The sequence below is a fragment of the Nocardia beijingensis NBRC 16342 genome (assembly GCF_001612785.1).
Lineage (GTDB): Bacteria > Actinomycetota > Actinomycetes > Mycobacteriales > Mycobacteriaceae > Nocardia > Nocardia beijingensis.
Genome location: NZ_BDBC01000002.1, coordinates 15,128 through 40,706, shown reverse-complemented (window position 1 = coordinate 40,706; position 25,579 = coordinate 15,128). Strand labels below are relative to the sequence as shown.

Sequence of the window (25,579 nt, the reverse complement as noted above, 5' to 3'; positions counted from 1 at the left end):
AGGTGCCCGGCAGCTAGCAACCCGGCTGATCGTCCACATCGTTGCTTCACTCGAAATACTCGACTTCGGCGGTGACAGCCGCTACGGCGGCAGGACAGGCGCGACGCCGATAGGTAATGTCCGGCCATGACCACCACCGAGCGGGACGAGTCCACAGTCACGGTCACCTTCGATCTCTCGGGGCCGCACGCAGAGGAGTTTCGGCAGGCGATAGACGAGCACTCTTGATAGACATGTTCGATCCATACCGTGCTCGCAGATCCCCATCCGCGGGGACGGGAATGCGCCCTTCACGGTAATCGTGAAGGGCGCATTCGCCTTCGGCGTCATCGCGCGGCCGGGTCACAGCCCCAGCGGCCCGGCTGCGCGGCGCCTGCCCTCCGTCGGACCTGGGCCGGGCGTTGCCCGACGCCGCCCGTCCGGCGGGGTGCCTCAGGACGCGGGAATGTACCGCTCCCGCAGCTTGCGCTTGTAGAGCTTGCCGTTCGGATCGCGCGGCAGTTCGGGCAGATAATCGATCGACTTGGGCATCTTGTACTTCGCCAACTGCGTGGCGGCGAAGGCGAGGAGTTCCTCGGTGAGCGCGTCGTCGCCCTCGGTTCCGTCGGCGGGCTGTACGACCGCCTTCACCTCCTGGCCCCAATCCGGGTGCGGGATGCCGAAGACCGCGACGTCGGCGACCTTCGGGTGGGTGATCAGGACGTTCTCGACCTCCGCCGGGTAGATGTTCACACCGCCGGACAGGATCAGGTCCGAGCGCCGGTCGTGCAGGTAGAGGTAACCGTCCTCGTCGAGGTGGCCGATGTCGCCGACGGTGAACAGGTCGCCGACGCGCGAGTCCTCGGTCTTGGCCTTGTCGTGGTGGTACTCGAAACTCGACGCGCCCATGCGCATGTAGACCAGGCCGGGTTCGCCGACCGGCACCTCGGAGCCGTCCTCTTCGCTGAGCACCTTGATCACCGACCACGGCCACGCCTTGCCGACCGAGCCCGGCTTGCGCAGCCAGTCGGTGCCGTTGATCACCGTGCCGCCGCCCTCGGTGGCCGCGTAGTACTCGGTGACCGTCGGACCCCACCACTCGAGCATCTGCCGCTTGGTCTCCTGCGGGCAGGGCGCGGCGCCGTGCACCATGCTGCGCAGCGAGGACACGTCGTACTTGGCGCGCACCTCCTCCGGCAGGGCGAGCAGGCGGTGGAACTGGGTGGGCACCATGTGGCTGTGCGTCACCCGGTGCTTGTCGATCAGCCGCAGCATGTCCTCGGCGTCCCAGCGGTCCATCAGCACGAGCTTGTGGCCCAGCTGGATGGAGATGGTCGCGAAGTTCAGCACCGCCGTGTGGTACAGCGGCGAGCCGCAGATGTGCACGTGGTCGTCGTAGGGCGCGAGCTCGAACAGGCCGAAGAACGCGGTGGTGTGCGGCGGGACGACGTCCGGGTCCGCACCGGTGAGCGGCCGCCGGACGCCCTTGGGCCGTCCGGTGGTTCCGGAGGTGTAGAGCATCGGCGCGCCGGTGCTGCGGTCGGTGGGACGGCCGGTGTCGGCCGCGCCGAGCCAGGCCACCGACTTGAAGCCCTCGATCTCCCCCACCGCGAAGCGCGCCGTCGCGGGCAGCCCGGCTTCGTCGGCGGCGGCCTTGGCGGCGGCGGCGAAACGATCGCTGGCGATGAACGCCTTGGCTTCGCTGTCGGCGAGGATGTAGGCGACTTCCGGACCGGTGAGATGCCAGTTCACCGCGACGATGTACAACCCGGACTGGTAGGCCGCGAAATACGCCGCGATGGCCTCCACGCAGTTGTGCACCATGCTCACCAGCACGTCGCCGGTGTTCAAGCCGAGCCCGCGCAGGCCGGTGGCGTAACGATTGGCCAGCGTGGCCAATTCGCGATACGTCACCTCCCGGCCCCAGGGATCGACCATCGCGATCCGATCGGGTTCGGCTTCGGCGATGTTCCACAGACCGAGAATTTGCACTGGCTCCTGCGCGGGGGGCTGGTGAGGAGGCGGAGCCGACGGGGCGGGTGAGGCAGTCACCCCATCGAATCTAGAACGTGTTCTACTGTTCGACAAGGGGTGCGAGCCGATGCAATTGCGCGACATCGGGAACCGACACCAGCATCATGGTGACGCCGGCGGCCTCCCAGACCCGCAGTTGTTTGCGGACATGCTCCTCGTCGCCGATGATCGCGGTGTCCAGAATCAGCTCGTCCGGCACCGCCGCGGCGGCCTCGGCCTTCTTGCCCGACTGGAACAGCTTGCCGATCTCGTCGACCTCGCGGTCGTACCCCATGCGCCGGTACACCTGGGCATGGAAATTGAGTTCCGGCGCGCCCATGCCACCGATGTAGAGCGCCATGATCCAGCGCATCCGCTCCAGCTCGCTCGCCGGGTCGTCGGTGATGACCACCTGGCAACTCGCGGCGATCTCGAAGTCCGCCCTGCTGCGCCGCGCGCCCGCCCGCGCGAAGCCCTCATCGAGCCACTCGTCGTACATCCCGGCCAGCCGCGGCGCGTAGTAGATGGCCAGCCAGCCGTCGGCGATCTCGGCTGTGAGCGCAACGTTCTTCGGCCCCTCCGCGCCCAGCCAGATCGGCAAATCCGCACGTAGCGGATGCACGATCGGCTTCAGCGGCTTGCCGAGCCCGGTCGAGCCCGGCCCGGTGTACGGCAGCGGGTAGTGCGGGCCCTCGTTGGTGACCGGCGCTTGCCTGGCCAGCACCTGGCGCACGATCCCGACGTACTCGCGGGTGCGCTGCAACGGCTTGGCGAACGGCTGGCCGTACCACCCCTCCACCACCTGCGGACCTGAGACGCCCAGACCGAGGATGGCGCGGCCACCGCTGAGATGATCGAGGGTGAGTGCGTGCATGGCGGTCGCCGCGGGGGTGCGCGCCGACATCTGCACCACCGACGTGCCCAGGCGCACCCGCCGCGTGGACGAACCCCACCAGGTGAGCGGACCGAAGGCATCCGACCCCCACGACTCGGCGGCGAAGACGGCGTCGAACCCGGCTTCCTCGGCCGCCACCACCAGCTCCCCCGCGTTCGCGGGCGGCTGGGCCATCCAGTACCCGAGTTGCAATCCGAACTTCACGCCGGACTCCTTTCCGATCAACCGCTTGCCACCAGAGTTAGAACCTGTTCTACTCGATATCGTGACTCAGGGGAATACTGCATCCACGGCAATCGCTGGTGGTAGCGGCACGGCATTGAACACGGACGCCGTGCCCGAGGTACTCAGCGCGCCCCTGCGGGTGCGTTTCGATTACACCCGCTCCGTCGGCTCCACCATCGGAACCTTCCTGACCCGATTGCGCGACCATAAGATCGTCGGCGCGCGCGGCTCGGACGGCCGGGTGATCGTGCCGCCGCCGGAATACGATCCGATCACCGCCGAACCGCTGACCGAATTCGTCGACGTCGCCGACACGGGCACCGTCGAATCGTGGACCTGGGTGCGCGAGCCGCTGCCCGGCCAGCCGTTCGACCGGCCGTTCGCCTGGGCGCTGATCCGGCTGGACGGCGCCGACACGACGCTGCTGCACGCCGTCGACGTGGCCGCGCCCGAGGACATTCGGAAAGGCTTGCGGGTGGCCGCCCGCTGGGCCGAGCAGACCGAGGGCAGCATTCGCGACATCCTCTGCTTCGAGCCGGGCGAGAAGTCCTCCACACCCGTCGAGTCCGCCGCGGCCGACCCGGTCACCATGATCACCACGCCGGTCGACCTGTCCTACAAGCACACCGCCTCGCCGCAGGAGACCGTCTACCTGCGCGGGCTCGCCGAAGGCAAGCTGATCGGCGCGCGCACCGACGCCGCGGGCAAGGTGTACTTCCCGCCGCGCGGCGCGAATCCGACCGACGGCAGGCCGACCGACGAGTTCATCGAGCTGTCCGATCACGGCACCGTGACCACCTTCTGCATCGTCAACGTGCCGTTCATGGGCCAGCGGATCAAGCCGCCTTATGTCGCGGCGTATGTGCTGCTGGATGGCGCGGACATTCCGGTGCTGCACCTGGTGCTCGGCTGCGACGCGAGCGAAGTACGCATGGGCATGCGGGTGCAGGCGGTGTGGAAGCCGCGCGAGGAGTGGGGCTACGGCCTGGAGAACGTGGACCACTTCCGCCCCTCCGGCGAGCCGGACGCCGACTACGAGACCTACAAGCACCACCTCTGAGAGAGGCGCACGTTGACTGACAACGCCACCGACATCGCGGTCGTGGGCTTCGCCCACGCGCCGCACGTGCCGGAGACCTTCGGCACCACCAACGGTGTCGAGATGCTGGTGCCCTGCTTCCAGCAGCTCTACGACCGACTCGGCATCACCAAGTCCGACATCGACTTCTGGTGCTCCGGCTCGTCCGATTACCTCGCCGGACGCGCCTTCTCGTTCATCTCGGCGATCGACGCCATCGGCGCGGTGCCGCCGATCAACGAATCGCACGTCGAGATGGACGCCGCGTGGGCGCTGTACGAGGCGTGGGTGAAACTGCGCTCGGGGCAGGCGACCACGGCGCTGGTGTACGGCTTCGGCAAGTCCTCCGCCGGCACGCTGCGTCAGGTGCTCACCATGCAACTGGACCCGTACCTGGTCGCGCCGCTGTGGCCGGACGCCTGGTCGATCGCGGGCCTGCAGGCGCGCGCCGGTCTGGACGCGGGCCGCTGGACCGAGCGCGACATGGCGGCCGTCGTGGCAGGCGACGGTGACGTCGACAGCCTGCTCGACCAGCCCTACGTCGCCGATCCGCTGCGCGCGCACGACATCGCGCCGATCACCGACGGCGCGGCCGCGATCGTGCTCGCCGTGGGCGACCGCGCCCGCGAACTGTGCGAACGTCCCGCCTGGATCACCGGCATGGCGCATCGGGTCGACACTCCCGTGCTCGGTGCGCGCGACCTCACCGTCTCGCCCTCGACGGCCGCCGCCGCCAAGGCGGTCACCGGCGGCGACGTGAGCGATTTCGACATCGCCGAACTGCACGCGCCGTTCAGCCATCAGCAGCTGATCCTCGCCGAGGCGATCGGGCTGAAGAACGGCACGAAGGTGAACCCGTCCGGTGGCGCACTCGCGGCCCACCCGATGTTCGCCGCGGGCCTGGAACGCATCGGCTTCGCGGCCGAGGCGATCATCGCGGGCTCGGCGAATCGCGCGTTGGCGCACGCCACCAGCGGCCCGGCGTTGCAGCAGAACCTTGTGACCGTCTTGGAATCGGAGAACCGATGAGCTTGCCCGCCGCGGTGCTCGGCACCGGACAAACCCATCACGTGACGAAACGGACCGACGTGTCCATGTCGGGCATGTGCCGCGAGGCCATCGATCGTGCCCTGGCCGACGCCGGTCTCACCATCGCCGACATCGACGCGGTCGTGGTCGGCAAGGCGCCCGACGGCTTCGAGGGCGTCATGATGCCCGAGCTGTTCATGGCGGACGCGCTCGGCGCCACCGGCAAGCCGCTGCTGCGGGTGCACACCGCCGGTTCGGTCGGTGGCTCCACCGGCATCGTCGCGACCAACCTGATCCAGGCGGGCGTGCACAAGCGTGTGCTCGCCGTGGCCTGGGAGAAGCAGTCGGAGTCGAACGCCATGTGGGCGCTGTCGATCCCGGTGCCGTTCACCATGCCGGTCGGCGCGGGCGCGGGCGGATACTTCGCCCCGCACGTGCGCTCCTACATCCGGCGCTCCAACGCACCCGGTCACATCGGCGCCATGGTGGCGGTGAAGGATCGCCGCAACGGAGCCAAGAACCCGCTGGCGCACCTGAAGCAGCCCGACATCACGCTGGAATCGGTGCTCGCCTCGCAGATGCTGTGGGACCCGATCCGCTTCGACGAGACCTGCCCGTCCTCCGATGGCGCGTGCGCGATCGTGCTGGGCGACGCGGACGCCGCCGAAGCGGTCGAGGCCACCGGGCGGAAGGTCGCCTGGGTGCACGGCACCGCGATGCGCACCGAACCGACCACGTTCGCCGGGCGCGACCAGGTGAATCCGCAGGCGGGCCGGGACGCGGCCGCGGCGCTGTGGCAGGCGGCGGGCATCACCAACCCGCTCGAGGAGATCGACGTGGCCGAGATCTACGTCCCGTTCTCCTGGTTCGAACCGATGTGGCTGGAGAACCTCGGCTTCGTGCCGCAGGGCGACGGCTGGAAGCTCACCGACAAGGGCGAGACCGAGATCGGCGGCACCCTTCCGGTCAATCCGTCCGGCGGCGTGCTGTCGTCCAACCCGATCGGCGCCTCCGGACTCATCCGGTTCGCCGAGGCCGCCAAGCAGGTCATGGGGCGGGCCGGGGACTATCAGGTCGAGGGCGCGCGCAAAGCGCTCGGCCACGCCTACGGCGGCGGTTCGCAGTACTTCTCGATGTGGGTGGTCGGATCGGAGCGACGGTGACCGCGCTGAAGTTCACCGTCGGCATCGCGCTGAGTCCGCTGGACCAGCTGACCGGACTCGCGAAAACCGCCGAAGAGTGTGGTTTCTCGTCGATCGCGCTGCCGGACTCGCTGTTCTACATGAAGTCGGCGTCGGCGAAGTACCCCTACACCCCCGACGGCAGCAGGTTCTGGGGGCCGGACACCCCGTGGGTCGATCCGCTCATCGGTGCGACCGCCATGGCGGCCGTCACCAGCCGCATCCGCTTCTACACCAACGTGCTGAAGCTGGGTTCGCGCAACCCGCTGCTGCTGGCCCGGCAGGTCGGCTCGGTGGCCAACCTGTCGGGCAACCGGTTCGGTTTCGGCGTCGGAATCGGTTGGGCGCCGGAGGAGTTCGAGTGGTGCGGCGTGCCGTTCGCGCGTCGCGGCGCGCGGGTGGACGAGATGATCGAAGTGATCAAATTGGTGCTCGCAGGCGGCATGGTCGAGTACCACGGCGAGTTCTTCGACTTCGATCCGCTACAGATCAGCCCGGCCCCGAGCGAGCCGGTGCCGTTCTACATCGGCGGGCACACCGAGGCGGCGCTGCGCCGGGCAGCACGGGTGGGCGACGGCTGGACCTCGGCCATGATGACCTACGACGAACTGCGGGGCACCATCGGCAAGCTCGACGTGCTGCGCGCCGAGTACGGCCGCTCCGAGGAACCGTTCGAGATCCAGGCGGTGTGCGTCGATCGCTTCGGCCGGTCGGGCTATCAGGATCTCGCGGACGCGGGCGTCACCGACGCGATCGTGGTGCCGTGGCTGGCCGACGGCATCGGTTTCGACGGCGAACTGGCCGCCAAGCAGGACTCGCTGCGCAAGTTCGCGCAGCAGTACATCGCCGAACCCGTCCTCGCCGCACGGTGACGACCCGCTGGCCGAGGGAGGCCGTATGACCACCACCACCACCGAACATCCCGCCCGGGCCGCTGGCTTGGCCTCACAGGCCGCCGTGCGAGCGCGGGACAAGCAGGCCTGGGTCGCGCTGTTCGCCGAGGACGGCATCGTGGAGGACCCCATCGGCCCGTCGGGCTTCGACCCGGAGGGCAAGGGCCACCGCGGCACGGAGGCCATCGCCGCGTTCTGGGACAAGGCGATCGCGAAGACCGATCTGATCGAGTTCCTGTTCGGCGACTCGTTCGCCTGCGGCAACGAGGTCGCCTTCACCGGCACGATCCGCAGCACCATCGGCGGGCACCGGATCGACGCCGACGGCGTGTTCACCTACCGGGTGAACGAGGACGGCAAGATCGCCGCACTGCGGGCGTTCTGGGAGGTCGACCGCGCTATGAAGACCGCGCGTCCGGTCGACTGACCCGGTACCGACGGAGAGGCCCTCGCACCGAAGTGCGAGGGCCTTTTCCATGTCTCAGTGCGCGACCGGGCAGGTCTTGTAGTCGACCGGCAGGTTCTTGATGCCGTTGAGCCAGCCGGAACGCAGCCGCTTGGGGTCGGCGACCTTGGTGATGTCGGGCAGGTGGTCGGCGATGGCGTTGAAGATCAGATCGATCTCCAACCGGGCCAGGTTCGCCCCGATGCAGAAGTGCGCGCCGGTGCCGCCGAAGGCCAGGTGCGGATTGTCCTTGCGCATGATGTCGAACTTCTCCGGCTGGTCGAAGACCTCTTCGTCGAAGTTGGCCGAGCGGTACAGCATGACCACCCGCTGGCCCTTCTTGATCTGCACGCCGCCGAGTTCGGTGTCCTCCAGGGCGGTGCGCTGGAATGAGGTGACCGGAGTGGCCCACCGGATGATCTCGTCGGCGGCCGTCGCGGGGCGTTCCTTCTTGAACAGCTCCCACTGGTCCGGGTTCTCCAGGAACGCGATCATGCCGTGCGAGATGGCGTTGCGCGTGGTCTCGTTGCCCGCGACGGCCAGCATGATCACGAAGAAGCCGAACTCCTCCTCGGTGAGTTTGTCCCCGTCGACGTCGGCCTCGATCAGCGTGGTGACGATGTCGTCGGCCGGGCACTGCTTGCGCGCGGCCGCCATCTGGTAGGCGTAGCCCAGGATCTCCGCCGACGCCGCGACCGGGTCGGCGGTGCTCTCCGGGTCGTCGTAGCCGGTCATGTCGTTGGACCAGGCGAAGACCTTCATCCGGTCTTCCTGCGGGACGCCGATCAGCTCGGCGATGGCCTGCAAGGGCAGTTCGCAGGCGACCTGCGTGACGAAGTCCCCTGAGCCCGACTCGGCTGCCGCCTTCACGATGGATTCGGCGCGGGCCGACAGCTCCGCACGCAGGCCGTTGATGGCGCGCGGGGTGAAGCCGCGCGAGATGATCTTGCGCAGCTTGGTGTGCTCCGGCGCGTCCATGTTCAGTAGGACGATCCGCTGCAGCTCGATCTGCTCACGGGCGATGTCGTCGTTGAACCGCGGGATGGCGGTGTTCTCGTAGCTGGAGAACACGTCGCTGCGCCGCGAGACCTCTTTGACGTCGGCGTGCTTGCTCACCACCCAGAAGCCGTCGTCGTGGAAGCCGCTGACGTCGGGGGATTGCGGATTCCACCAGATCGGCGCGGTCCGGCGCAGTTCGGCGAACTCCTCGACCGGAACACGCTCGGCGTAGATGTCCGGGTCCGTGACGTCGAACCCGTCCGGAAGATTCGGCCGGGCATTCCGAGTGTCTACCACCAGATGTCTCCTTCGACAAACTGAAACACGTTCTATAATCATTGAAGCACAGGCGGGAGAACGAGGAAAGAAACCGGACAGATCCGCCCCTATCAAGTGCTATGAACGCGTTTCAGTTTTCTGTCCCAAAGGAGAGGTTGGACATGGGCACACCGGTGATCGTCGAGGCCGCACGGACCCCGATCGGCAAGCGCGGCGGCTGGCTGTCGGGCCTGCACGCGGCCGAACTGCTCGGCGCGGCCCAGCGCGGGCTGCTCGAGCGCGCACACCTGGACCCCGCGCAGGTCGAGCAGGTCATCGGCGGCTGCGTCACCCAGGCGGGCGAGCAGTCCAACAACGTCACCCGGGTCGCGTGGCTGCACGCGGGGCTGCCATGGCAGGTGGGCGCCACCACGATCGACACCCAGTGCGGTTCCGCGCAGCAGGCCAACCATCTGATCGCGGGCCTGATCGCGGCCGGCGCCATCGACATCGGCATGGCCTGCGGCGTCGAGGCGATGAGCCGGGTTCCGCTGGGCGCCAACGTCGGCGAGAACGCGGGGCCGCGCAGGCCCGCGTCGTGGAACATCGACCTGCCCAACCAGTTCGAGGCGGCCGAGCGGATCGCCAAGCGGCGCGGCATCACTCGCGCGGACGTGGACGCGTTCGGCGCGCGCTCGCAGCGACTGGCAGGGCAGGCGTGGGCCGAAGGCCGGTTCGATCGCGAGGTGCTCACCGTCACCGCCCCCGCGGTCGACAAAGAGGGCAATCCCACCGGCGAAAAGCTCGACGTGTCAAGGGATCAGGGCCTGCGCGAGACCACCGTCGAGGGCCTGGCGAAGCTGAAGCCGGTGCTGGAGGGCGGCGTGCACACCGCAGGGTCGTCCTCGCAGATCTCCGACGGCGCCGCCGCGGTGCTGCTGATGGACGAAAAGGCCGCTCAGCGTGCGGGTTTGCGGCCGCGGGCACGGATCGTCACGCAGGCGGTGGTCGGCGCGGAGCCCGAGTTCCATCTCGACGGCCCCGTGCAGGCGTGCACCCGGCTGCTGGAACGGTCCGGGATGAATATCGGTGACATCGACCTCTTCGAGATCAATGAAGCGTTCGCGTCGGTGGCACTTTCCTGGGCTTCTGTACACCAACCGGACATGGATAGGGTTAATGTCAACGGTGGCGCCATCGCCCTGGGGCATCCGGTCGGCTCGACCGGATCACGCCTCATCACAACGGCTTTGCACGAACTGGAGCGCTCCGACCGCAGCACCGCAATGGTGCTCATGTGCGCCGGTGGCGCACTCGCGACAGGAACGATCATCGAACGTTTGTGACTTCAACCATTTCCTGCGCGTAGGTTGAACGTTCATCCCATACGGGCGCAAACGTGTCGTACGCCACACAAACCCATGTACCGCCGAGTCCATGAGATGTCAGCTATCTTGCGGCTATCAAGACCCCTTGCGGCGAGACCGCAGCGACGGGCCAGAACCGGTTCGTACCGCGGCTTCTCGAGAGGCCTTGGGGTGACCCGCAAACGCGACCGTCCCAGTACCTTCGCCGCCTTCCGACCTAGAAGCTTCAAGGAAATCCGGAATCAGGCGTAGGTTTTCAGTTACTGAGCCGCTAATATCAATGATACGTATCCGAGATAACGACTGTTAGTACAGCGAAGGGAATTGGGCGGCTCACAATGGCTGATTTCGCGGCGCGGCTGAACAAGCTGTTCGAAACCGTGCATCCCCCGGGGCGTAAGCCGCACACCAACGCGGAGGTTGCGGCAGCGCTGACGGCCTCCGGACATCCGATCTCGAAACCGTACCTGTCGCAGTTGCGGTCGGGACAGCGGACGAACCCGTCCGATGAGACGGTGGCCGCCCTGGCGAAGTTCTTCAAAGTCAAGCCGGACTACTTCTTCAACGACATCTATGCCGCCAAGATCGATCACGATCTGGAGCTGCTGTCCCAGCTGCAGGGCTACGGACTGCGACGGCTGTCGAGTAGAGCGTTCGACTTGTCCGAAGAATCACAGAACCTGCTCACCTCCATGGCGGAGAAGTTGCGGGCAAGCGAGGGCTTGCCCGAAATTCCTCCGGATGGAACCGAATAGGTTCTCCTGCACGGCAGCACAGTGCGACCCGCCGGGTCGCACTGTGCTGTGTTATGCGCGCGTAAGCGGGCGAAGCACACAACCGGCGCGCGGTCGTCCCCGGAGAAATTGGGGCGCGACCGCGCGCGGGTTAGTGTCGCGCCACCGATCGTGTACTTACATATGCACTTTCGGCGGGGTTCGCCGACGGTCGTTCGGACCGAAGAGGATTGCCGGTCCAACCGGTCTGTCCGAATAGTCCGATCGATCGGCTATTGCGCCGGATTGATCGCATTCGCGCGAAGTCGATCAATTTCGAGCGGACCCGGGCGCGGTGGTCCGATAGGCGCGCGCGACGGCCCGCACCCAGCCGCGCGGACTAATGCCTTCCGGCGGAGCAATCCACCGCGCGTCCACCGCGGCTGCCCGCACCGGATCGCGCGCCCACCGGGCCACCCGGTCGGCCCGGTCCGCCACCGATGCGGGCGGCGGAGCGAGTTCCGCCAGCACGAGACCGCCACCGGACTGCAGATACAGCGCGTCGATGATCTGCGCCACCTGGTCGGAAGCCTTCAGCTGCGTGGAGAATCCGCTCTGTTCGTGCGCGACCACCTCGGGAAAGCGACCGACCATGGTCCGATGCAACGGGCGGATCCGGCGCAGCAGCAGCCGCGCGCGCATCCAGAGTTCCACCACGATCCACACCGCACCCAGCGCGATGAGCAGGCTCGCGACCGCCCGAGCGGGCCAGGCCCAGCCCGGATCGCCGGGCGCGACCTGGGGTGTGTGCCGAACGCGGTCCACGGCCAGCACCGCGACCACCGCCGTGCCCGCCGTATACAGCGCGATGCCGCGGCCGAGCGCGGTCCAGTCCAGATTGCGCAAGCCGGTGACGACGACGAACGCGCACCCGACGGCCACCACCGCCCAGCCGAGAGCGAACGACCAGGCCAGCGTGAGCGCGACCGCACACAGGCCGACGCCGTGGATCGCCAGGGCGATTCGCCGCAGATGCCGCCGCGACACCACCGGCCAGGCCGCCGCTGCGACCACCGAGGTGGCCGTCGCGAACGCGATCCAGCTCGCGGTGGTGACGCCATCGGACAGCCTGCCCGCGTGCAGGCCCATGGGAACGAGATGGTCCACGGCGAGCGCGATCTCGGGCACCGCGACGGTCGCGGCGAGCGCGACGGCGGCGACCGCGACGACGATGGCGACGCGGGCGGTGGTCGCGGGCTTGACCAGCACGCGTCCCACCCGCGCGCCGGCCGCCATCCAGACCAGCAGAGCCGTCACCCAGAGGATCATCCGAGCGCCTCGTCGAATCGAAGGACCGAGACGCCCGGGCCCCGGCTGTTGAACACGCGCAGTCTGGTCATCAGCATGGCGGCGAAGGTCTCGGCTTCCCATTCGGCGAGTTCGTCCGCGCCGTCGTCGACGATCCGCTGGTGCGCGCGCTGGCTGAGCATGTAGGCGATCAGGTCGTCGCTCGCCTCCAAGGTCACTTCCGGCGCGGGTGCGCCTTCGTGGTCGAACACGATGTGCCCGAGTTCGTGGGCGAGGGTGTGCTCGCGGCTCGGTAGCGTCTCCGCCAGCACGATCACGTCGCGGTCGGGATAGAACCTGCGCTGGCCGCAGACGCCGGGACCGAGCCTGGCGCTGGCGATCTCGATGTCGCGGCGGCGCTCGTCCGCGATCGCGTCGACCACTTCGTCCAGCGTGGTCGCGTCGAAGTCGGCCGCCACCGCGCACACCGCGTCGACGGCGGCGGCGACCCGGCGATAGGACCGCAAGTCGTCGCGTATCCGGCTCACGCTCATCGGCTGCCCCCTCCCGGCCTCGGGAAGAATTGGGCGCGGGCGGCGTCGATCCTTGCCTGCGTGGCAGCCGCGCTCTGGAAACTGATCACGCCGGACACCACGCCCGCGAGGCCGAACGCGATCAGTCCGCCGATCACCGGCAGCAGCCGCGGGGCGGGCAAAGCGTCGGCGGCGGCCGCCGGACGGACCGTGGGAAGGGAACCGGGTCCGCGCGCCTGCGGTGACGCGGGCTCGTCGAGGTGGGGCATCGGTGCGGCGAGCGGTGGAAACGTCGGCGCGCCAATCGGTATCGACGTGTTCCCGGGCGCTTCGCGAGCGGGCACCGATGGCACGGTTATCGGCGGGAGCGCGGGGGCGGGTGGAGCGGTCGCTTGGGGAATCGGAATCAACAGGAGCAGAAGCGGACTCGCGGACCCGACGGCGGCCGAACCGGTTGCGGCCGAACCCACGGCGGCGGAACCGGTTGCGGCCGAACCAACACCCGCCGACCCGAGCGCTGCGGAACCAGTACCACCGAGGACGGCGGAGCCGGTCCCCACCGCAGCCGAACCGGTTGCGGCCGAACCCACGCCCGCCGACCCGACCGCTGCTGAACCGGTGCCGCCCAAGACGGCGGAACCGGTGCCCACCGCAGCCGAACCGAGCCCGAGGACAGCTGAGCCTGTGCCCACCGCGGCAGAACCCACAGCAGCGGAACCGGAACCGAGCGCGATCCCCAGACCGGCCGAACCAGTGCCGAGCACAATCCCCAGACCAGCGGAACCAGTACCGAGCGCGGCACCTAGACCAGCCGAACCAGTACCAAGCGCGGCCGCCAGACCAGCCGAACCAGAACCCAGCGCGGCCGCCAGACCAGCCGAACCAGAACCCAGCGCGACCCCCAGACCAGCAGAACCAGAACCCAGCGCGACCCCCAGACCAGCAGAACCAGAACCCAGCGCGACCCCCAGACCAGCAGAACCAGTACCGAGGGCGAGCCCAAGACCAGCAGAACCAGCACTCAGCGGGAGCGCGAGACCGGCGGAACCGGAGCCGAGCACCACACCTAGACCGGCCGACCCGGTGCCGAGCGCGATCCCTGATCCAGCCGAACCGGCGCCGATACCGGCTGCGTCGGCTCCCGCCGCACCCGCTGTGGCCGAGCCTATCCCCGTGGTCGGCCGCGCCGGGACCGCGCTGATCCCCGACGGCTGACCCGGCACGGTCAGGGGAAACCAGGGATCGCCGCTGTCGTAGGGCGGCGGAGCGGGATCCGCCACGCACGATGGGCAGGAAAGTGGCACGTCGGCGGAGGCCGGGCTGCCGAGCAGCGCGGAGCAGGCGAGGGCGCCGGATGCCGCCAGCACACGGAATGCGCGACCTACCTCCATGCGCCGAGCCTTCCCCTCATCAGTCGAAGCGCAGTTCTGTGCCCGGTCGCCACTCGCACACGGGACTTCCCGAACGGACGGGTGCTCATACTAAACCCCGATCCGTGAACGCGCCCCCGAAAGGGTCGAGGCCGGTCAGGCCCCGTACACCGGCTCCGGCGGAGTCGCTTTCGCGATCAGATCGGCCACGACGGGCCCGAGTTCGGCCGGATCCCAGCGGGCGCCGCGGTCGACGGGCACACCGTGCCGCCATCCGTCGGCCAGCGCCACCTTGCCGCCCTCCACCTCGAACACCCGCCCGGTCACCGCACCCGACTGCGCGCTGCCCAGCCACACGACCAGCGGAGACACGTTCTCCGGCGCCATCGCGTCGAAGCCGCTCTCCGGCGCGGCCATCATGTCCGCGAACACCGTCTCGGTCATCCTGGTGCGAGCGGACGGGGCGATCGCGTTCACCGTCACGCCGTAGCGGGCGAACTCGGCGGCGGCGGTCAGCGTCAGGCCGGCGATACCCGCCTTGGCCGCGCCGTAATTGCTCTGCCCGACGCTGCCCTGCAGACCGGCGCCGGAGCTGGTGTTGATGACCCGCCCGTCGACCGGACGGCCCGCCTTGGTCTCCGCACGCCAGTATTCGATCGCGTGCCGCATGGTGGCGAAGTGGCCCTTCAAGTGCACGCGGATCACCGCGTCCCACTCGTCCTCGCCCAGGTTGACCAGCATCCGATCGCGCACGAAACCGGCGTTGTTGACCAGCACGTCCAGCTTGCCGAAGGTGTCGACGGCCTGATTGACGAGCCTGCGGGCGCCTTCCCAGTCCGCGACGTCGTCGCCGTTGGCCACCGCTCGGCCGCCCAGCGCCTCGATCTCGGCGACCACCTGCGCGGCGGGCGTTTCCGCGGTGGCCGCGCCGTCGAGGGTCGAACCGATGTCGTTGACCACCACGCTGGCGCCCGCCGCGGCGAAGGCGAGGGCGTGCGCGCGGCCGATGCCCCGGCCGGCGCCGGTGACGATGACGACGCGCCCGGCGCAAATCTGCTCGGTGTCCATAGATGTCCTTCTTCGTGTCCGGTCTTGTTCAGGACTGCTGGTCGGCGTTGGAGGCGGCGAGGAAGGCGGGCCGTTCGCCGCCGCCGTGCACCAGCAGGGTCGCGCCGCTGACGTAGGAGGCCAGCGGCGAGGCCAGGAAGACGGCGCAGCGGCCGACATCGTCGGGGCGGGCCATGCGACCGAGCGGGATGGTCCGGCCGACCGCGTCGACGCCGTCCTGATCGCCGTAGTGCAGTCGGCTCAACTCGGTGTCGACCGGCCCCACCACCAGCGAGTTCACCCGCACCTTCGGCGCCCACTCGACGGCGAGCGAGCCGGTGAGACTGTCCACGCCCGCCTTGGCCGCGCCGTAGGCGGCGGTGCCCGGCGACGGACGGTGCCCGCTGACGCTGGAGATGTTGACGATCGAGCCGCCCTCGTCCTGCCGCTGCATCACCGCGTTGGCGGCCTGCGCCAGCAGCAGCGGGGCGAGCAGGTTCAGCTCGACGATCTTGGTGTGGAACTTGCTGCTCGCGTCGGCGGCGAGTGCGAAGGGAGCGCCACCGGCGTTGTTGACCAGATGGTCGAGGCGGCCGTGGCGCTCGGTGATCGTGTCGATCAGTGCGCGCACCGCGTCCTCGTCCCGCACGTCGCACGGCAGGTAGTCGATCGCGCGGCCGTCGGCTTCGACGGGCGCGTCGGCCGGTCGCCGCGCGCACGCCACCACGGTCGCGCCGGCGGCCAGGAACGCCTTGCTCACGCCGGCGCCGACACCGCGCACACCGCCCGTCACCAGAACGACGCGGCCGGACAGATCGATTTCGAGTGGCACCGTGCTAACCTACCAAGCAACTGCTTGCTTTGCCAATGAGCACACGATGGGACTTGCCATGGGGATCACCCGACACTCCGAATCGACCGGCATCAGCGTCGTCACGGTCGACTATCCGCCGGTCAACGCCATCCCTACCGACGGCTGGTTCGCCATCGCCGACGAAGTGCGCGCGGCGGGCCGCGACCCGGACACCAAGGTGGTGGTGCTGCGGGCGGAGAACCGCGGCTTCAACGCGGGCGTGGACATCAAGGAGATCCAGAGCAAGCCGGGCCATCAGGCCCTGATCGACGCCAACCACGGCTGCTTCGAGGCGTTCGCGGCGGTGTACGAGTGCCAGGTGCCGGTGATCGCGGTGGTGCAGGGCTTCTGCCTGGGCGGCGGCATCGGCCTGGTGGGCAACGCGGACGTCGTGATCGCCTCCGACGACGCGACCTTCGGACTGCCGGAGGTCGACCGAGGCGCACTCGGCGCGGCCACCCACCTCGCACGGCTGGTCCCCCAGCACTTGATGCGCGCGCTGTTCTACACCGCGAGCACCATCACCGCTCAGCAGCTGCACCACTACGGCTCGGTGTACCAGGTGGTGCCGCGCGCCGAACTCGACGCCGCCGCCTTGGAGCTGGCCAAGAACATCGCCGCCAAGGACGGGCGGGTGATCCGGGCGGCCAAGCGGGCGCTGAACGGCATCGACGTGCAGGACGTGCACCGCAGCTATCGGTACGAGCAGGGCTTCACCTTCGAACTCAACCTCGCCGGCGTCGCCGACGAGATCCGCGCCCGGTTCGACGACGACCTCGCGGCGCGCAAGAGCGGGCAGTAGAGAGGAATCACCCATGCGAGACAAGCGGATGTCGCTCGACGAGGTCGTCGGCGAGCTGCGCAGCGGGATGACCATCGGCATCGGCGGCTGGGGGTCGCGGCGCAAGCCGATGGCGCTGGTGCGGGCCATTCTGCGTTCGGACATCACCGACCTGACCGTGGTGAGCTACGGCGGGCCCGACCTCGGGCTGCTGTGCTCGGCGGGCAAGGTGCGCAAGGCGTACTACGGCTTCGTGTCGCTGGATTCGCCGCCCTTCTACGACCCGTGGTTCGCCAAGGCCCGCACCTCCGGCGCGCTGGTCGCCCGCGAGATGGACGAGGGCATGCTCAAGTGCGGGCTGGAAGCGGCCGCGGCCCGACTGCCGTTCCTGCCGATCCGCGCCGGGCTCGGCTCCGACGTCCCGAACTTCTGGGAAGGCGAACTGAAGACGGTCGAATCGCCCTACCCCGTGGACGGCACGCCGGAGACTCTGATCGCCATGCCCGCGCTGAATCTCGACGCGGCACTGGTGCACCTGAACCTCGGCGACGCGCACGGCAACGCCGCCTACACCGGCGTCGACCCCTACTTCGACGATCTGTTCTGTCTGGCGGCGCAGCGCCGCTACGTCTCGGTCGAGCGCGTGGTGGAGACCGACGAACTGGTGAAAACCGTTCCGCTTCAGGCACTTCTGCTCAATCGCATGATGGTGGACGGCGTGGTCGAAGCCCCCGGCGGCGCGCACTTCACCCTGGCCGCCGACGACTACGGCCGGGACGAGAAGTTCCAGAAGCATTACGTCGAGTCCGCGAAGACGCCGGAAACGTGGCAGCGATTCGTCGACACCTATCTGGCCGGCTCCGAGGAGCAGTATCAGGCCGCCGTCCGCCGATTCGCCGAGGAGGCGTGATGACCAGCACCGAAACCGTCACCCGCGCCGAGATCTGCGCCGTCGCCTGCGCGGACATATTCAGCGGCGCGGGCGAGATCATGGCCAGCCCCATGTCGCCGATGTCCATCATCGGCGCGCGTTTGGCCAAACTCACCACCGAACCGGATCTGCTGCTGTCCGACGGCGAGGCGCTGCTGTTCGCCGAGACTCCCCCGCTGGGTGGCAAAGCGCCGATCGAAGGCTGGATTCCGTTCCGGAAGGTCTTCGACGTGGTGGCATCGGGGCGCAGGCATGTGGTGATGGGCGCCAACCAGATCGACCGGTTCGGCAACCAGAACCTCTCGGCGTTCGGCTCGTTGCGCCAGCCGACCCGGCAGATGTTCGGTGTGCGTGGCGCGCCGGGCAACACGATCAACCACGCCACCAGTTACTGGGTCGCCCGGCACACCAAGCGGGTGTTCACCGACCAGGTGGACATCGTCTCGGGGGTGGGATACGACAAGGTCGACGCCGCGAACCCCGCCTACCGCTTCCACCACCTGCACCGGGTGGTGACCAATCTGGGTGTTTTCGATTTCGAAGGCCCCGATCACACCATGCGCGCCCGCAGCCTCCATCCCGGCGTCACCGCCGAGGAGGTCGCGGAGAACACCTCCTTCGAGATCGCCGGGCTCGCCGAGGCGGCCGAGACGCGGCAGCCGACGGCCGAGGAGCTGCGGTTGATCCGGGAGGTGCTCGATCCCAAGAAGATTCGCGAAACCGAGGTCCCGTCATGAGCCCGCGCTTGCGTACGCCGTTGACCGATCTGGTCGGCATCGAACACCCGATCGTGCAGACCGGCATGGGCTGGGTCGCTGGACCGAGCCTGGTGTCGGCCACCGCCGAAGCCGGTGGGCTCGGCATCCTCGCCTCGGCCACCATGACCTTCGCCGAACTCGAGGCGGCCATCGCGAAGACCAAGGCACACACCGCGAAACCGTTCGGCGTGAACATCCGGGCCGATGCCGCGGACGCGCCCGAGCGGATCGATCTGCTGATCCGGGAGAAGGTGGCGGTCGCGTCGTTCGCGCTCGCACCGAAGCAGGATCTGATCGCGAAGCTGAAAGACGCCGGAGTGGTCGTCATTCCGTCGATCGGCGCGGCCAAGCACGCGGTCAAAGTCGCCTCGTGGGGCGCGGACGCGGTGATCGTGCAGGGCGGCGAGGGCGGCGGGCACACCGGCCCGGTCGCCACCACCCTGCTGCTGCCCTCGGTGCTGGACGCGGTGGACATCCCCGTGGTCGCGGCCGGCGGGTTCTTCGACGGGCGCGGCCTGGCCGCGGCCCTGGCCTACGGCGCGGCGGGTGTCGCGATGGGCACCCGGTTCCTGCTCACCCAGGAGAGCACCGTCCCCGATGCGGTCAAGCAGGAGTACCTGCGGCGACAGCTTCAGGACACGGTGGTGTCGCTCAAGGTCGACGGCATGCCGCATCGCGTGCTGAACACCGAACTGGTACAGCGGCTGGAGCATTCGGGCCGCTGGCGCGGCCTCACCGCGGCGGTGGGCAACGCGGCCCGGTTCAAGAGCATGACCGGCATGAAGTGGTCCACCATGATCCGCGACGGCCTGGCCATGCGGAAGGCCAAGGACCTCACCTGGTCCCAGGTCGTCATGGCGGCGAACACGCCCATGCTCCTGCGCGCCGGATTGGTCGAGGGCAATACCGAGGCGGGCGTTCTCGCGGCGGGACAGGTCACGGGGATCATCGATGATCTGCCCACGTGCAAGGAGTTGATCGATCGGATCGTCACCGACGCGGTGGAGCGGATCGAGACGATCGCGGCGCTTTCCGAGCACGAGCAGTCGGCGGGGACGGGGTCGAACTGAGGGATGGCGGCCGCCGGTTCGGCCTGGGCCGCCCTCTCCGTTCGAATCGAAATGACCGACGCGTCGGGACGACGGCCCGCATATCCCGCCGCGCGGGCAGTGAAATAGCCGATTTCGCGACGGGCCGTAGCCGACCGGCAGTGATAACGGCAGATTTGCTCATTGCCTGGATGGTCTCGCAACGTCGTCTTACGCTGGACTGACAACGACATAACGGGGTTCGCCTGTCGATCGCCATATTGCGCCGGCCCGTCCTGCGACAGGCGAACCGTCGGACTCGATCATCACCCCTCGACTCGAGCGGAGGCCGCGATGCCCGCGACGAACGAGATCTCCGTACGCAGTAGCGCTTTCGATCATGGCGACCCGATCCCGGTGGTCTACACCTGCAAAGGCAGGAACGAACCGCCGCCGCTGAGCTGGACCACTCCACCGGAAGCCGCCACGCTGGCGCTGATCGTGGACGACCCGGACGCCCCGAGCGGCCTGTTCACCCATTGGATGGTCAGCAACATTCCACCGACGACCACGTCCAGCGCGGAGGGACAGACACCCGCGGGCGGGGTGGTCAGCCTGAACAGCGCTGAGCGCGCCGAATACTTCGGACCGTGCCCACCCGCGGGCACCGGCGTCCACCATTACCGATTCATCGTCTACGCGCTCTCGCGTCCCGTAAAGGTGGACGCGCGAACATCAGCCGACGACGCGAGGTCCGCGATCGTCGACGCGAGCATCGGAGACGGCCAGCTCATCGGCACCTACACCGTCGACTAGCTGGATCACCCGCCAGCCCGAGGATCCGGCCCCGCCTGACGCCTCGTCGAGTGGCACATGACGGAGGGCCTACTCGCGGTTCGCCGCAGCCATGTGCCACTCGGATCGCAGGTTCAGATAGTGCGCGGGGCCGGATCGGCATCAGCAGGGGTAGTCAGCTTCCGATGCGCGAACGGCACGCCGGACTCGCCGGCGCGCCGTTCGTCCACGCCGGTCAGTGCGGCAGACGCTCGATGATGGTCACGTTGGCGGTGCCGCCGCCCTCGCAGATGGTGAGCAGGCCGTAGCGGCCTTCGATCCGCTCCAGTTCGTTGAGCAGTGTCGCGAAGAGCTTCGCGCCGGTCGCGCCGAGCGGGTGGCCCAGCGCGATGGCGCCGCCGTTGACGTTGACCTTCTCGGGGTCGGCTCCGGTCTCCTTCAGCCAGGCCAGCACCACCGGCGCGAACGCCTCGTTGATCTCGACCACGTCGATGTCGTCGATGGTGAGCCCGGTCTTCTCCAGCGCCCACTTGGTCGCCGGGATCGGCGCGCTGAGCATGTAGATCGGGTCAGCGCCCCGCGCGCTCACGTGGTGGATGCGCGCTCGCGGCGTCAACCCGTACTCCCGCACCGCCCAGTCCGAAGCGAGCAGAGTGGCGCTGGCGCCGTCGGAGATCTGGCTGGCGACCGCGGCGGTCAGCGGGCTGCCGTCGGCCAAGGCGGGCAGCGAAGCCATCTTCTCCAGGCTCGTCTCGCGCGGTCCCTGGTCGATCCAGAAGTCGCCGACGGGCACGATCTCCTTGTCGAAGCGGCCGTTCTTGATCGCGTCGCGGGCCCGCTCGTGGCTGCGCAGCGCCCAGCGCTCCATGTCCTCACGGCTGATGTCCCACTTCTCGGCGATCAGCTGCGCGCCGCGGAACTGCGACACCTCGCCGGTGCCGTAGCGGTGGTCCCAGCCCTGCGATCCGACGAACGGCGAGTCGAAGCCGTACTCCTTGCCCGCGAGCATGGCCGCGGAGATCGGGATGGCGCTCATGTTCTGCACGCCGCCCGCGACGATCACCTCGGCGGTGCCGCTCATGATGGCTTGGGCGCCGAAATTGATGGCCTGCTGGCTGGATCCGCACTGCCGGTCCACCGTGACGCCGGGAACCTCTTCGGGATAGCCTGCGGCCAGCCACATGGTGCGGCCGATGTTGCCCGCCTGCGGGCCGACGTTGTCGACGCACCCGACGATGACGTCGTCCACGTTTCCCGGGTCGATCGGGTTGCGGTCCAACAGGCCGCGCAGCGCGGCCGCACCCAGATCGGCCGGGTGCACGCCCGCCAGCGCGCCGCCGCGCTTGCCGACCGGGGTGCGTACCGCATCGATCACGTAGGCGTCCCGCAGCGGGGCATACGGACGACGGGACGCGGAAGGTGCTGACATGTAAGGACTCCTACGTGGTGCGCGCGTCGGCGGTGAGCCCGTCGAGCACGATGGTCAGGTACTGCTTCGCGAGGTTCTCGACGGTGACCGGGCCGCCGGGGCGATACCAGCGCACCGCGACCCACACCGTGTCACGCAGGAACCGGTAGGCCAGTTCGACATCCAGCTCCGGCCGGAAACTGCCGTCCTGGACGCCGTTGGTCAGCACCCGGTGCCACAGCTCGCGGAATTCGCGGTTGTACGCGGCGATGTAGGTGAAGCGCTCCGAGTCGCGCAGTCGCTTCGCCTCGGCCTGGTAGATCGCCACCGCCGCGTGCCAGCGGTCGAACGACTCGTAGGACGCGAGCACCAAGGCTTCCAAGGTGTCTCGCGAACTCAGACCGGAGGCCACGATCTCCCGATAGCGGCCGAACAGCTCGTCCAAGAACCCGCGCAGGATCTCGTCCACCATCGACTCCTTGGAGTCGAAGTGGTGATAGAGGCTCCCGGAGAGGATCCCGGCCGCGTCGGCGATGTCGCGCACTGTGGTGGCGCGCAATCCCCGCTCGGCGAACAATTCGGCCGCCAAGGCGAGCAACTCGCTGCGCCGTGCTGATTTAGAGGCGTCTGGTGCGGGCACACGGCCATCATACAACCAAGCATTTGCTTGGTCGAGGGGCCCCGGTCATCGCGCCGAATAGCGCAGCGGCGAGGAGACCGACAGGTCGGCGAGCAGCCGATCGCAGATGATCACGGGGGACACGCCCGCCCGCGCCATCCTGGCGACGAGCGCGAGACGTCGTTCGCAGCTGTCCCACTCCACGGTGAGCTGGCCCCGGTCGGGACCGGCGTCCACCGTGGCCATCACCCGCGGCGGGCCGCCGCGCACCGGCTCCTCGCTCAGTTTGAGCACCATGCCGCGCTGCCAGGCGTGGTAGGTGTCCATATCGGCCCCGATCACCAGTTTGTCGGTGGCCGCGCACAGGCCCTGCGCAATCTCGTCGGCGAAGGTCACCTGGTCGAAGCGGAACTTCCGGCATTTCGCGACCACCGCCAGCAGATCGGCGCGCACCTCGCACAGCAGCGCCGTCTGACGCTGCCTGCGCTGCTCCTGTTCGCTCTCCGTGCTGTCGGCGCTGAGGCCGAGGCGGCGGGCGCGCTCGCGATCGCGCGCCAGATCGGCCCGCAGCGCGCCGCGCGGGTCGCGGGCGACCTCGCCCTCGTCGACGGCGTGCTGCTCGAGAATCCGCGTGGCGGCCATGGCGACCGCGCTCGCGGAGGTGTGCTCGATGAGTTCCGCGCCGAGAGCGAGGGCGGAGAGGACGAGGCTGTCGAGCCGTCGCCTGGCCAGTACGACTTCGCGCACCACATCGAGTTCCAGTTGTTCGCGGGCAGGTGGGCGATCGCGGCCCATAGCCATCGCCCCCTTGAAGAGCGCCGATCCGATCTCATCCAGCATGGCACACCGCGGTGTGCTCCGGCTCGGCCTTTTCTACCTGATCAGCCGCCCATTTCACGCGGCGGGCATGATGCGAGAAGGCGATCGCACTACGGCGCGGAACATCGCGCCGGGCGGGGCGTACGAACGGCTGCTCAGTGGTCGCCGGGGTGCTCGTCCGCCCCGCGCGGAGCGGACGAGCCCGGCTCAGGCGCGTTGGCTGCTGATCGAGACCACCTCGCCGGTCAGGTAGGTGGTGTAGTCGCTGGCCAGCATCGCGATCGTCGCGGCGACCTCCCACGGTTCGGCCGCGCGGCCGAACGCCTCGCGCTCCGACAGCCGGTCGAGCAGTTCGGTCGAGCTGACCTTGTCCAGGAACGCGTGTCTGGCGATGCTCGGGGCCACCGCGTTGATCCGGACGCCGAGTTCGGCGGCCTCGATCGCGCTGCACCTGGTCAACGCCATGACGCCCGCCTTCGCCGCCGCGTAGTGCGCCTGGCCGTACTGCGCGCGCCAGCCGAGCACGCTGGCGTTGTTCACGATCACCCCGCCGTGGCCCGCGTCGCGGAAATAGCCGAGCGCGGCCCTGGTGCAGCGGAAGGTGCCGTTGAGGGTGATGTCGAGGACGCGGTCCCACTGCTCGTCGGTCATGTCGACCACGGGCGTCTCTCCGCCGAGCCCGGCGTTGTTGACCATGATGTCGATCCGGCCGATGGCCTCGGCGGCCCCGCGCACCAGCGCGTTCACCTGTTCGGTGCTCTGCACGTCGCACGGGATGGACGCGACCCGCCGGTCGGGGAACTCGGCGGCCAGCTCGGTCGCGGTCTCCGCCAGACGCCGCTCGTGCCAGTCGGAGACCACCACGTCCGCGCCCTCGGCCAGCAGCCTGCGCGCGGTGGCCGAGCCGATGCCCGTGCCGGCCGCCGCGGTGATCACGGCCGAACGTCCGGTCAGCAGGCCGTGCCCGGCGACGGGCGCGGGGGCGACCGACAGCGGCCCCGTCACGGGCGAGCCTCGCGCGGCAGGCCGAGCACCCGCTCGGCGATGATGTTGCGCTGCACTTCGTTCGAACCTCCGTAGATGGTGTCGGCGCGGGTGAACAGATACAGCCGCTGCCATTCGTTGAGATCGTCCTCGCCCGCCACCAGACCGCGGGCGCCGAGCACGGCCATCGCCAGTTCGCCCAGCCCGCGATGCCAGTTGGCCCACAGCAGTTTCGCCACCGAGGCCTGGCCGGCGCCGTCGTCCACGCCAGCGCCCTCCATCGTGCGCATGGCGTGCGCGCGCAGCACGCGCAAACCCACCCAGGCCCGGTCGATCCGGTCGGCGATCAGCGGATCGTCGGCCGCGCCGGTGCGGCGGGCCAGCGCCTCGATGTCGGCCAGTTCCCGCGCGAAACGGATCTGCTGGCCGAGGGTGGAGATGCCGCGCTCGAAGGTGAGCGTGCCCATGGCGATCCGCCAGCCGTCACCAGGCTCGCCGACCACCAGGTCGGCCGCGGTGCGGGCGTCGTCGAAGAAGACTTCGTTGAACTCCGAGGTGCCGGTCAGCTGGATGATCGGGCGTACGTCGATGCCAGGCTGCTTCATCGGGACCAGCAGGTAGGACAGGCCCTTGTGCCTGGTCGAGCCGCGCTCGGTGCGGGCGACGACGAAGCACCAGTCCGCCACGTGGGCCAGCGAGGTCCAGATCTTCTGCCCGTTGATCGACCACTCGTCGCCGTCCAGGTGCGCCGCGGTGGTGATGGCGGCCAGGTCGGAGCCGGCGCCGGGTTCCGAATAGCCCTGGCACCACAGTTCGCTGACGTCGCGAATACCGGGCAGGAACCGATCCTTCTGGGCCTGGGTGCCGAACGCGAGCAGAGTCGGGCCGAGCAGCTCCTCGCCGACGTGCGACACCCGCGCGGGCGCGTTCGCCTTGGCGTATTCCTCGTGGAAGATCACCTGCTGGCGCACCGTGGCCTCGCGGCCGCCGTACTCCTTCGGCCAGCCGAGGCAGGTCCACCCGGCGGCGGCCAAGTGCCGGTCCCAGGCCAGGCGTTCGTCGAACGCCTCGTGTTCGCGGCCTGGGCCGCCGAGGCCGCGCAACGCGCGGAATTCGCCGTTGAGGTTCTCCTCCAGCCACTCGCGCACTTCGGCGGCGAATCGCTCGTCCTGCGCGGCGGAAAACCGCCCGTCCGGAGCGGCGGTGTCGGATTCTGAGGTCTGGATCGCACCCACGCCGGTAGGATAACCTACCAAGCACTTGCTTTGTAGAGTGCACGCATAACTCGCTC

General features: G+C 68.9%; 25 protein-coding genes. 12 read left to right on the top strand and 13 right to left on the bottom strand.

The features are described from left to right. Nucleotides 1–432 precede the first annotated feature (432 nt). Nucleotides 433–1,971, bottom strand: coding sequence for an acyl-CoA synthetase (locus NB3_RS00930; RefSeq protein ID WP_067795003.1), 1,539 nt, complete (start codon nt 1,969–1,971; stop codon nt 433–435). A gap of 82 nt (nt 1,972–2,053) precedes the next feature. Then, the gene (locus NB3_RS00925; RefSeq protein ID WP_067795175.1) at nt 2,054–3,091 is read right to left on the bottom strand and encodes an LLM class F420-dependent oxidoreductase; all 1,038 of its coding nucleotides are present in this window, start codon (nt 3,089–3,091) and stop codon (nt 2,054–2,056) included. Between the two features lie 115 nt (nt 3,092–3,206). On the opposite strand from NB3_RS00925, the gene NB3_RS00920 reads away from it, so the two are divergent. The 5 genes from NB3_RS00920 to NB3_RS00900 are packed head-to-tail and all read left to right on the top strand — an operon-like array spanning nt 3,207 to nt 7,720. Continuing rightward, a complete protein-coding gene (locus NB3_RS00920) occupies nt 3,207–4,172 on the top strand; it encodes a Zn-ribbon domain-containing OB-fold protein (RefSeq protein ID WP_067795000.1) in 966 nt (321 codons plus the stop codon). Nucleotides 4,173–4,184: 12 nt separating this feature from the next. Further along, on the top strand, nt 4,185–5,219 hold the full coding sequence (locus NB3_RS00915) for a thiolase family protein (RefSeq protein ID WP_067794997.1): 1,035 nt from the start codon (nt 4,185–4,187) through the stop codon (nt 5,217–5,219). Then, nucleotides 5,216–6,382, top strand: a complete 1,167-nt coding sequence (locus tag NB3_RS00910) for a thiolase family protein (protein ID WP_067794994.1) — start codon at nt 5,216–5,218, stop codon at nt 6,380–6,382. Before NB3_RS00915 ends, NB3_RS00910 begins: the two co-directional genes overlap by 4 nt. Nucleotides 6,383–6,387: 5 nt before the next feature. Next, complete coding sequence (locus tag NB3_RS00905) at nt 6,388–7,272, top strand: TIGR03619 family F420-dependent LLM class oxidoreductase (RefSeq protein WP_067795172.1); 885 nt, start codon at nt 6,388–6,390, stop codon at nt 7,270–7,272. A gap of 25 nt (nt 7,273–7,297) precedes the next feature. Next, nucleotides 7,298–7,720: a nuclear transport factor 2 family protein gene (locus NB3_RS00900; RefSeq protein ID WP_067794990.1), complete on the top strand. Its 423-nt coding sequence runs from the start codon at nt 7,298–7,300 to the stop codon at nt 7,718–7,720. 54 nt (nt 7,721–7,774) lie between these two features. On the opposite strand, the gene NB3_RS00895 is transcribed toward NB3_RS00900, so the two are convergent. Continuing rightward, nucleotides 7,775–9,076, bottom strand: a complete 1,302-nt coding sequence (locus NB3_RS00895) for a cytochrome P450 (RefSeq protein WP_067794987.1) — start codon at nt 9,074–9,076, stop codon at nt 7,775–7,777. Nucleotides 9,077–9,177: 101 nt separating this feature from the next. On the opposite strand from NB3_RS00895, the gene NB3_RS00890 reads away from it, so the two are divergent. Together NB3_RS00890 and NB3_RS00885 are read left to right on the top strand one after the other, a co-directional pair. Beyond that, the gene (locus NB3_RS00890; protein WP_067794984.1) at nt 9,178–10,341 is read left to right on the top strand and encodes a steroid 3-ketoacyl-CoA thiolase; all 1,164 of its coding nucleotides are present in this window, start codon (nt 9,178–9,180) and stop codon (nt 10,339–10,341) included. A gap of 359 nt (nt 10,342–10,700) precedes the next feature. Next, nucleotides 10,701–11,117, top strand: coding sequence for a helix-turn-helix domain-containing protein (locus tag NB3_RS00885; protein WP_011207048.1), 417 nt, complete (start codon nt 10,701–10,703; stop codon nt 11,115–11,117). Between the two features lie 288 nt (nt 11,118–11,405). On the opposite strand, the gene NB3_RS00880 is transcribed toward NB3_RS00885, so the two are convergent. The 5 genes from NB3_RS00880 to NB3_RS00855 form a co-directional block, all read right to left on the bottom strand. After that, on the bottom strand, nt 11,406–12,392 hold the full coding sequence (locus NB3_RS00880; RefSeq protein ID WP_244891723.1) for a hypothetical protein: 987 nt from the start codon (nt 12,390–12,392) through the stop codon (nt 11,406–11,408). 8 nt (nt 12,393–12,400) lie between these two features. Next, the gene (locus tag NB3_RS00875; RefSeq protein WP_067794978.1) at nt 12,401–12,916 is read right to left on the bottom strand and encodes an ImmA/IrrE family metallo-endopeptidase; all 516 of its coding nucleotides are present in this window, start codon (nt 12,914–12,916) and stop codon (nt 12,401–12,403) included. Beyond that, complete coding sequence (locus NB3_RS00870; protein WP_067794975.1) at nt 12,913–13,164, bottom strand: hypothetical protein; 252 nt, start codon at nt 13,162–13,164, stop codon at nt 12,913–12,915. The genes NB3_RS00875 and NB3_RS00870 overlap by 4 nt, the downstream gene beginning before the upstream one ends. Nucleotides 13,165–14,421: 1,257 nt before the next feature. Beyond that, complete coding sequence (locus NB3_RS00860; RefSeq protein ID WP_067794969.1) at nt 14,422–15,333, bottom strand: SDR family oxidoreductase; 912 nt, start codon at nt 15,331–15,333, stop codon at nt 14,422–14,424. Between the two features lie 28 nt (nt 15,334–15,361). Beyond that, entirely contained in the window at nt 15,362–16,144 is a 783-nt protein-coding gene (locus NB3_RS00855) for an SDR family oxidoreductase (protein ID WP_067794966.1), read from the bottom strand. A gap of 58 nt (nt 16,145–16,202) precedes the next feature. On the opposite strand from NB3_RS00855, the gene NB3_RS00850 reads away from it, so the two are divergent. From NB3_RS00850 to NB3_RS00830, 5 genes are all read left to right on the top strand, one after another. After that, nucleotides 16,203–16,967, top strand: coding sequence for an enoyl-CoA hydratase family protein (locus tag NB3_RS00850; protein ID WP_067794962.1), 765 nt, complete (start codon nt 16,203–16,205; stop codon nt 16,965–16,967). A 13-nt stretch (nt 16,968–16,980) separates the two neighbouring features. Continuing rightward, a complete protein-coding gene (locus NB3_RS00845; protein WP_067794959.1) occupies nt 16,981–17,856 on the top strand; it encodes a CoA transferase subunit A in 876 nt (291 codons plus the stop codon). Continuing rightward, a complete protein-coding gene (locus NB3_RS00840; RefSeq protein ID WP_067794956.1) occupies nt 17,856–18,614 on the top strand; it encodes a CoA-transferase subunit beta in 759 nt (252 codons plus the stop codon). Before NB3_RS00845 ends, NB3_RS00840 begins: the two co-directional genes overlap by 1 nt. Further along, complete coding sequence (locus NB3_RS00835; protein ID WP_067794952.1) at nt 18,611–19,705, top strand: NAD(P)H-dependent flavin oxidoreductase; 1,095 nt, start codon at nt 18,611–18,613, stop codon at nt 19,703–19,705. Before NB3_RS00840 ends, NB3_RS00835 begins: the two co-directional genes overlap by 4 nt. Before the next feature lie 312 nt (nt 19,706–20,017). Then, entirely contained in the window at nt 20,018–20,479 is a 462-nt protein-coding gene (locus tag NB3_RS00830) for a YbhB/YbcL family Raf kinase inhibitor-like protein (protein WP_067794947.1), read from the top strand. 214 nt (nt 20,480–20,693) lie between these two features. Here NB3_RS00830 and NB3_RS00825 read toward each other — a convergent pair whose 3' ends face one another. The 5 genes from NB3_RS00825 to NB3_RS00805 form a co-directional block, all read right to left on the bottom strand. Continuing rightward, a complete protein-coding gene (locus NB3_RS00825; RefSeq protein WP_371855870.1) occupies nt 20,694–21,887 on the bottom strand; it encodes an acetyl-CoA C-acetyltransferase in 1,194 nt (397 codons plus the stop codon). Between the two features lie 10 nt (nt 21,888–21,897). Further along, entirely contained in the window at nt 21,898–22,506 is a 609-nt protein-coding gene (locus tag NB3_RS00820) for a TetR/AcrR family transcriptional regulator (protein WP_067794944.1), read from the bottom strand. A 45-nt stretch (nt 22,507–22,551) separates the two neighbouring features. Next, the gene (locus tag NB3_RS00815; protein ID WP_244891722.1) at nt 22,552–23,325 is read right to left on the bottom strand and encodes a hypothetical protein; all 774 of its coding nucleotides are present in this window, start codon (nt 23,323–23,325) and stop codon (nt 22,552–22,554) included. Nucleotides 23,326–23,511: 186 nt separating this feature from the next. Next, on the bottom strand, nt 23,512–24,309 hold the full coding sequence (locus NB3_RS00810; RefSeq protein WP_067794941.1) for an SDR family oxidoreductase: 798 nt from the start codon (nt 24,307–24,309) through the stop codon (nt 23,512–23,514). Then, complete coding sequence (locus tag NB3_RS00805; protein ID WP_067794938.1) at nt 24,306–25,523, bottom strand: acyl-CoA dehydrogenase family protein; 1,218 nt, start codon at nt 25,521–25,523, stop codon at nt 24,306–24,308. Before NB3_RS00805 ends, NB3_RS00810 begins: the two co-directional genes overlap by 4 nt. Between the last annotated feature and the right edge of the window lie 56 nt (nt 25,524–25,579).

Bases quoted from the DNA above. Each gene is read 5' to 3' on its own strand.
- NB3_RS00900 (WP_067794990.1), top strand. From the start codon at position 7,298: ATGACCACCACCACCACCGAACATCCCGCCCGGGCCGCTGGCTTGGCC.
- NB3_RS00850 (WP_067794962.1), top strand. From the start codon at position 16,203: ATGGGGATCACCCGACACTCCGAATCGACCGGCATCAGCGTCGTCACG.
- NB3_RS00825 (WP_371855870.1), bottom strand. From the start codon at position 21,887: ATGTCAGCACCTTCCGCGTCCCGTCGTCCGTATGCCCCGCTGCGGGAC.
- NB3_RS00910 (WP_067794994.1), top strand. From the start codon at position 5,216: ATGAGCTTGCCCGCCGCGGTGCTCGGCACCGGACAAACCCATCACGTG.
- NB3_RS00835 (WP_067794952.1), top strand. From the start codon at position 18,611: ATGAGCCCGCGCTTGCGTACGCCGTTGACCGATCTGGTCGGCATCGAA.
- NB3_RS00830 (WP_067794947.1), top strand. From the start codon at position 20,018: ATGCCCGCGACGAACGAGATCTCCGTACGCAGTAGCGCTTTCGATCAT.
- NB3_RS00845 (WP_067794959.1), top strand. From the start codon at position 16,981: ATGCGAGACAAGCGGATGTCGCTCGACGAGGTCGTCGGCGAGCTGCGC.
- NB3_RS00870 (WP_067794975.1), bottom strand. From the start codon at position 13,164: ATGCCCCACCTCGACGAGCCCGCGTCACCGCAGGCGCGCGGACCCGGT.
- NB3_RS00840 (WP_067794956.1), top strand. From the start codon at position 17,856: ATGACCAGCACCGAAACCGTCACCCGCGCCGAGATCTGCGCCGTCGCC.
- NB3_RS00890 (WP_067794984.1), top strand. From the start codon at position 9,178: ATGGGCACACCGGTGATCGTCGAGGCCGCACGGACCCCGATCGGCAAG.
- NB3_RS00815 (WP_244891722.1), bottom strand. From the start codon at position 23,325: ATGCTGGATGAGATCGGATCGGCGCTCTTCAAGGGGGCGATGGCTATG.
- NB3_RS00860 (WP_067794969.1), bottom strand. From the start codon at position 15,333: ATGGACACCGAGCAGATTTGCGCCGGGCGCGTCGTCATCGTCACCGGC.
- NB3_RS00875 (WP_067794978.1), bottom strand. From the start codon at position 12,916: ATGAGCGTGAGCCGGATACGCGACGACTTGCGGTCCTATCGCCGGGTC.
- NB3_RS00895 (WP_067794987.1), bottom strand. From the start codon at position 9,076: ATGATTATAGAACGTGTTTCAGTTTGTCGAAGGAGACATCTGGTGGTA.
- NB3_RS00885 (WP_011207048.1), top strand. From the start codon at position 10,701: ATGGCTGATTTCGCGGCGCGGCTGAACAAGCTGTTCGAAACCGTGCAT.